This window comes from Stenotrophomonas sp. 05L414_2 (assembly GCF_056397905.1).
Genome location: NZ_JBFTOJ010000214.1, coordinates 1 through 6,158, shown reverse-complemented (window position 1 = coordinate 6,158; position 6,158 = coordinate 1). Strand labels below are relative to the sequence as shown.

Annotated in this window: 7 protein-coding genes; all 7 read right to left on the bottom strand. The window is 58.7% G+C overall.

All coding sequences use genetic code 11. The features are described 5' to 3' along the window. Positions 1-555 (bottom strand): type IV secretion system protein (locus tag AC1DJN_RS20065; protein ID WP_478039943.1); only part of this gene is annotated, 555 nt, incomplete at its 3' end. A gap of 75 nt (positions 556-630) precedes the next feature. After that, entirely contained in the window at positions 631-1,458 is an 828-nt protein-coding gene (locus AC1DJN_RS20060; RefSeq protein WP_478039941.1) for a hypothetical protein, read from the bottom strand. Between the two features lie 25 nt (positions 1,459-1,483). Then, positions 1,484-3,931 carry a VirB4 family type IV secretion/conjugal transfer ATPase gene (locus AC1DJN_RS20055; protein WP_478039939.1) on the bottom strand — a complete coding sequence of 816 codons (2,448 nt, stop codon included), beginning with the start codon at positions 3,929-3,931 and terminating at the stop codon, positions 1,484-1,486. An 84-nt stretch (positions 3,932-4,015) separates the two neighbouring features. Next, positions 4,016-4,324, bottom strand: a complete 309-nt coding sequence (locus AC1DJN_RS20050; RefSeq protein WP_032976209.1) for a VirB3 family type IV secretion system protein — start codon at positions 4,322-4,324, stop codon at positions 4,016-4,018. Continuing rightward, positions 4,317-4,742, bottom strand: a complete 426-nt coding sequence (locus tag AC1DJN_RS20045) for a TrbC/VirB2 family protein (RefSeq protein WP_032976210.1) — start codon at positions 4,740-4,742, stop codon at positions 4,317-4,319. Before AC1DJN_RS20045 ends, AC1DJN_RS20050 begins: the two co-directional genes overlap by 8 nt. Positions 4,743-4,815: 73 nt before the next feature. After that, complete coding sequence (locus AC1DJN_RS20040; protein ID WP_099784621.1) at positions 4,816-5,787, bottom strand: lytic transglycosylase domain-containing protein; 972 nt, start codon at positions 5,785-5,787, stop codon at positions 4,816-4,818. A 3-nt stretch (positions 5,788-5,790) separates the two neighbouring features. After that, positions 5,791-6,158: ATPase, T2SS/T4P/T4SS family (locus AC1DJN_RS20035; protein WP_478039937.1), on the bottom strand; the 368-nt coding region annotated here is incomplete at its 5' end.

Below are 6,158 nucleotides of genomic sequence, written 5' to 3'. Positions count from 1 at the left end.
GGCTGGGCCAGCGGTGCCCATGCCGATGAAGAACAGCGCCCGCTTCTTGTCCTCAAGCAGCTCCCCGTCATTCATGATCTGGATAGCATCAATACTGGAAAGGGCAACCTGCATCCATGCCAGACTCTTGTCGATCTGCTCTTCGGGCGACTCGTTGGAGCCAGTAACGACCTGGGTAATCTCTTCCTTGACGTCGTGGGTGAGGAAGCGATGCAGGTTGGTGCCGAACATCCCCATCGTGGTGGCCACACTGACGATCAACGCCGCGCGGGCCATGTTGGTCACCAACACCATCATGGAATCGCGGCTGCGACCGGTCACGATGCGGAATCCTTGCACCAGCACCCAGAGCGTCATGAGTGTGAGGGCGATGCCGCCGACCCACTGCATCATGTGCCCCATCATGTCGATGCCGAACTTGTTTATCTTGCTTCGCAGGAAGTCGAAGATGAACTTGAAGAACACGAAATCCCCGATCGACTGGACACGCGCCACGTGCCCCATCAAATCCTGGAATCCGCCATTGAAGTCAAAATTGGCAATCGACCTGATCATTTCCGCAATCCCTTGATGTATCCCTACCGGACAACTTCATGGAGCAGGTGCATTTTGCACCTGCCCCGAGTGACGTCAGTCGATGCTCAATGCACCCTTCAGTGCAGCGGTCTTGACCAGCTGCGATATCACACCCGGCTTGYCCTTCAAGGCCACTCGCGCCAACACGCGCTGATTTGCTTTCATTGATTCCTCATAGGCGTCGTAGGACCGCATACGGGCCTCCCATTCCTGTTGCAGCTTGGCGATGTCGTTCGCCGTACGCAGCGAGTCGCTGTTCACCGCAGACACGGTGCCTGCCTCATTTCCGCCCGCACCAAAGCGCCATCCCATGATCTCGCCCAGTGTCGAATTGATGCTGGGGATAGTCTTTTCAAGGAACTCGACCGTCTCGTTGCGCTTACGGTTCTCCATCATCTGAATGTTCACGCAGAGCTGCTGCTGCTGCGCATACAGATCGCCAGAGGTGTCGAGGACGAACTTCTTCAGTAGGCTTCCTGCGCTGAAGCTTGCCGAAGTACGGCAGACTTCAGCAACCATGTAGTCATCTGGAACACGCTCGAGTGTTGCCCCGGGCGGCAAACCAAAGTTGTTGATCAGACCTTGAATCTTGACCAACGCATCGCGGTATTCCTGCAAGGTGCGATTCCATCGCGATACCTGCTCGCCGTACTCCACCGCATCTGCGGCGAGTTGCTCCTTGTTCTGCGCGAACTCCTTGAGAGCCTGGAGCAGGCCGCTCAGGTCGAATACCGGCCAGCCACTGGCGCCGGCTGGAGTGCTCGAAAACACCGCCATGCTGCCCAGCAGGATCGCAGCCAAGCGCTTCTGGCGCAGGCTGCGGCCGGATTTGCGGGTGTGGGTCGCGTTGTTCATGTCGTTCTCCACGGGAATGGAAGTCATCATTGTCATCCTTGTTCTTCGACCGTCAGGCAGCATCGGTTTCGGCAGGCAACTTGGCCTTGCCCGAGCCTTTTCGATTCTTGTAGAAATCTTCCAGCCACTGCTCTGGGGTCAACTCGTCCACAGTGACGCGGGCGCGTACCGCTGCTGTCTGCAGCACGCGGTGCATGATGTCGATGTTGTCGGTCGACGCCGAGATCACCGACAGGATGTCATCCATGCCGCGCAGGTTGAGCTGACACACGCTCGAAGCGTGACCCTGCTTGACCAGGAAGCAGCGCGAGCGCTCGTCCAGCGCGGTGACCACCTTGAACTCGGCCTCGGTCAGCTTCAGGCCCTCCATGTAGTCGCTCTTGCTGGCATTCGGGTTCGGCAGCAGGATCAAGGTGGCAGTCTGTTCGATCAGCGCGGCGGAGATATCGCTCTTCAGCGCATCCTCCGGACTCTGTGTCGCAAAGATACCCATACCATTCTGCTTTCGGATGGTCTTCTGCTTGTTCTTGGCGAACTCCTTCAAACCACCCTCACCGTCSAGGATCTTCCAGAAYTCGTCCATCACGTAGATCARCGGGCGACCGTCGATCAGCKMCTCCAGTCGGTGCAGCAGGTAATTGATGACCGGCACGCGCACTTCAGGGTTGTCGATGATGTCGGTGTAATCGAAACCGATGATGTTGGCCTTGCTCAGATCCACGGTATCGACCGGATTGTCGAACACCCAACCCAGCGAATTGCCCGAGGTCCAGCGGCGCATGCGCGCGTACAGACCATCGTCGCCCATATTGGGCAGGCTCTTCTGGAAATTGGTCATGCTGCGCAGGTGCATCGGCGTGTCGAGCATGCTCTCCACCGCGCGATAGATGTCCTCTTCCTCGCGGGCGCTGTACTCGCGCTTGCCGGCCAGCACCTTGATCAGGTCCGCCAGGAACTGCACGTTGCCTTCGTTGTTCTCACACTGGAACGGGTTGAAGCCGGTCGGCGCACCGTTCTCGAGGGCCAGGTAGTTGCCACCACAGGCGCGCACGAAGATCTCCGCACCTCGGTCCTTGTCGAAGAAGAAGATGGTCGGCGACGGCTCGTACTTCTGCACCTGGCTGAGCAGGAAGTTGATCAGCGCAGTCTTACCGGTACCTGACTTACCGATCACCATTGTGTTGGCGATCGCCTTCTCACCCAGCGAATTTTCCGACGGGTGGGTGGCATGGAAGTTGAAGTAGTACGGCTGGCCGTTGGTCGTCTGCAACGTGGTGACGCAATCGCCCCACGGATTGTTGTGCTGCTTGCCGGTGGCAAAATTGTGCAGCGGCGCCAAGCCCAGAAAGTTCAGCGAGCTCACGTTCGCAAGGCGGGTACGGAAGCGCCAGTTGGCCGGCAACTGTGAATAGAACGAAGAGGTGACCGCAAGGTCTTCCTTGGTGGACACGAAGCCGGCATTGGACAGTTCGGCACGGGTCGTAGCCACGTTCTGCGACAGCTTGGCCTGACTGTCGCCATACACCGCCATGATGAAGTGGTACTCGCCCAGCACGAAGTTGCCCGAAGACAGGTGGTCCATCGCCTGGTCGAGTTCGACGATCTGACTGACCGCCTTGTCACCGGAGGAAATCATCATGCCCTTGGTGCGGTCCAGCACCTTCAGTGCGTCCTGACGCCCCATCGGGCTGAACGAATGAGTGATGACGTACTCGTAATCCAGGTACTTCAGCCCATTGAGAATGCCTGGGTATGTACCCTCGGCATACTCCTTGATATTCAGGATCGCACCGAAGTGGTTGGCACCGTTCGGCGTATTGATGACGAAATCACCGGTTTTGGCTGAGAACATGTGCCGACTGACCGGCAAATAGTCCTTCACCGGCGCAGACAGCACCGGCACCGGCTCGTCGATGCGGTTGATCAGATAGCCGAACAGCTCAAGCGTCTCGGAAAACACCACGCCATTCTTGGCTTCGTACATGCCGAGGCGATACGGTGCGTAGTCGCGGATGACCGCCTCGACGTTGCCCGCCAGTTCCATCAGCTTCTCGACGGCCTGCTCCTGCTCGGCGCGAAGCTTGTCGACGTTCGCTGACTTCTCAACAAAGCGCTTACCCGCGACCACCGGACGATAAATCATCGTCAGGTAGAGCTCGTTCTGCATGATGCGCTGGGAGGAAAGCATGCCCATGTACTGATCGGACACGTCCTGGTTGAACCGTTGCTTGTAGTAGCTCTTGCCCTTCAGGGTGCGACGGCGGCGGATGTCATGCACCCAGAAGGCAACATTGACGAAATCCGGTGCGCGCAGCGTCTGCAGCAACCGATTAAAGGTGTTGTGCCGATGTTCGAGCTCCCATTCCTCCCGCCCCACGAACGGCAACCCTTCCAAGTGCCAGGTCAGCAGGTAATCGCCGCCGGTGGTTTTCACCACGTTCGGGGCTACATGCGACGACAGAGGAATGAACTCGCTGATGGATGTGTCTGGACTGAACATACGACTGCTTCCAAAGGGTACTGCCGACGAAAATTCGGAGTTGACCGCGCGGGCGATGGACGCCCGCGCGGCCGGATCCGGCCCTCAATCCATTCGGGCTGGCTTGTTGCGATAGTGATTCGGGTTGAACACCCACATACCATCGTGTTCCTGCACATTGCGGACCCGTAGCTTGAACATCAGCCGCAGCCCCAGCAACCGGAAGATCATCTCGTCACGCTTGGCCATTTGACGCATGATGAAAACGGCCACAGGGATGGTCAGCAGGAACCAGAAGTTGGTATACATACTGAGGAGCAACAACCCACCTGCCACCATGAAAAATGGCAGGTAAGGCACGCCCAGGAACATCGCTGGGCGCGTGCACCCCCGGAACAGAACGTTCTTATGCACTGTAGTACTGAACGGCGTGTTTGATCATTTCAAACGCCATACCAGCACCCTCTGTGCCACCGCCAACGTTGTCGCAGTTGCCCGCTTCCTTGCCGAGCAGCATGCGCGCAATCTGGCCCGCAGCGCCGATCAACACGCCGCCGATCAGGATCGGGGCGACATCACCAATGCGCTTGTGGGCAAAGGCGATCTGGTAGCCGGCAAAGATAACGGCGATCGTCACGACTGCGATCGAGGCCATGTTCAGCAGGCCATTGATGTTGGTGAAGAAGCCGCAGACCTTGCCGTCGGTACCACCGAAGTCAGGGCCGCCTGCCAAGGCCTGCGGAGCAAATACAGCGCCAGCGAATGCGACGGCCATCAGCATGGTCTTCAGCGTACGCTGGGCCTGGACGAGGTCGAGATTGAATCGCTTCATGGATTGATTTCCTTGTTGATGGACTAACACAGCTGAATCGACCAGCCGGGGGACCGGTCGTACCACGACTTCGTCAGAACACGAAGGCCGCATCCCCTGGGGGAATCTGTTGCGCGGGCATGGGCTGCGCCGGCGCGTTGTACATGTTGTTGGCGGCCGCGGCGGGCGTCTTCTGCTCGCCCCACCGCTGGAGCATGACTGGGCTTTCTCCGCCACCGGCCGTTGCGCCGGGCAGATGCTGTGGCATCTTCTGCGGTTGACCAGCCTGTGCTGCAGCAGTCTGCTGCGGGTAGCCCTGCTGCTGCGGGTAGGCGCTCTCCGGCTGCGCCAGCGGCTGCATCATGCGGTCGACTGAGCCCAGCACGACCCGCGACAATGCCTGGTCGGCAAGATTGACCAGACTCCCGCGCGCCATCGCACCGGTAGACGGATAAACGGTATAGGCGCGCGCCGGGTCGTTGGACGGCACATAGACGGCACCATTGGCCTGGGCGACGATTCTCGCCTGTGCCGGTGATGCGAGCTGTGGATGGTGCTCGACCTTGACGGTACGCCGCTCGCCACGGGTTACGACGTCGATGGGTGCCACGCCATTGGAAGCAACCTGCTGCCCACGACGGATCGAGTCATAGACTTTCTGCACATAGCCGTGGCGGAAGCCGGTTTCGAAGTTGCCCGAGTAATAGCAACTGAAAGATTTKCCCCAATCCTTKCCYGAGCGCTTGTARCACTCAGCRAGGATRCGYGAGCCYGCCTGCAGATTCGGGCATTGCTGRAAKGCTTTTTCGTAYGARTCCAGACCGTACTTGGCCAGRTTGTAGCGATTGACCTGGGCCAGGCCGATGGAGAAGTTGTAGCCCTTCTCTTCAAGCATGCGAACGGTAGCCAAGGCCTCGTCGAGGGCCTTGGGCTGACGCACCAAGGCACCACCTACCACGCCGATGGCGTAGGGGTTGCTCGAGGATTCCACGTTGATGACGTGCTGCATCACGTCCATCGAGACGGCCATTTCCGGGCACGCCATCATTTCCAGTCCTGGCAGCATTGTTCAGCCCTCCTGCCCCTGGGCACGCCCAGGATTGAAATCGATACCGGTGATATAGCGCGAGCCTGCGTGCGCCTTGATATGCACGACGATGTCAATGGTCATCATCAGCAGGCGCTTGATGACATTGAATTCCAGACCCGACCCTTCAGTAGATGCTTTCACCATCAGCGCCAGCTGGTCCCAAGTCTGTTCCGGGCTGCCGGCATGGCAACTGGTGATCGAGCCGGGGTGACCTGAGGCGCAGTTTCGGATGAAGTAGAACGCTTCATCACCACGCAACTCAGCAAGGATGATCCGCTCAGGTTTCATGCGCAGACACGCTTCCATGCAGCTCTTAGCACTGACGTTGCTGGTGCTCTGTCCACCCT

Excerpts from the sequence above, each read along its gene's own strand:
- AC1DJN_RS20045 (WP_032976210.1), bottom strand. The coding sequence starts at position 4,742 with ATGAAGCGATTCAATCTCGACCTCGTCCAGGCCCAGCGTACGCTGAAG.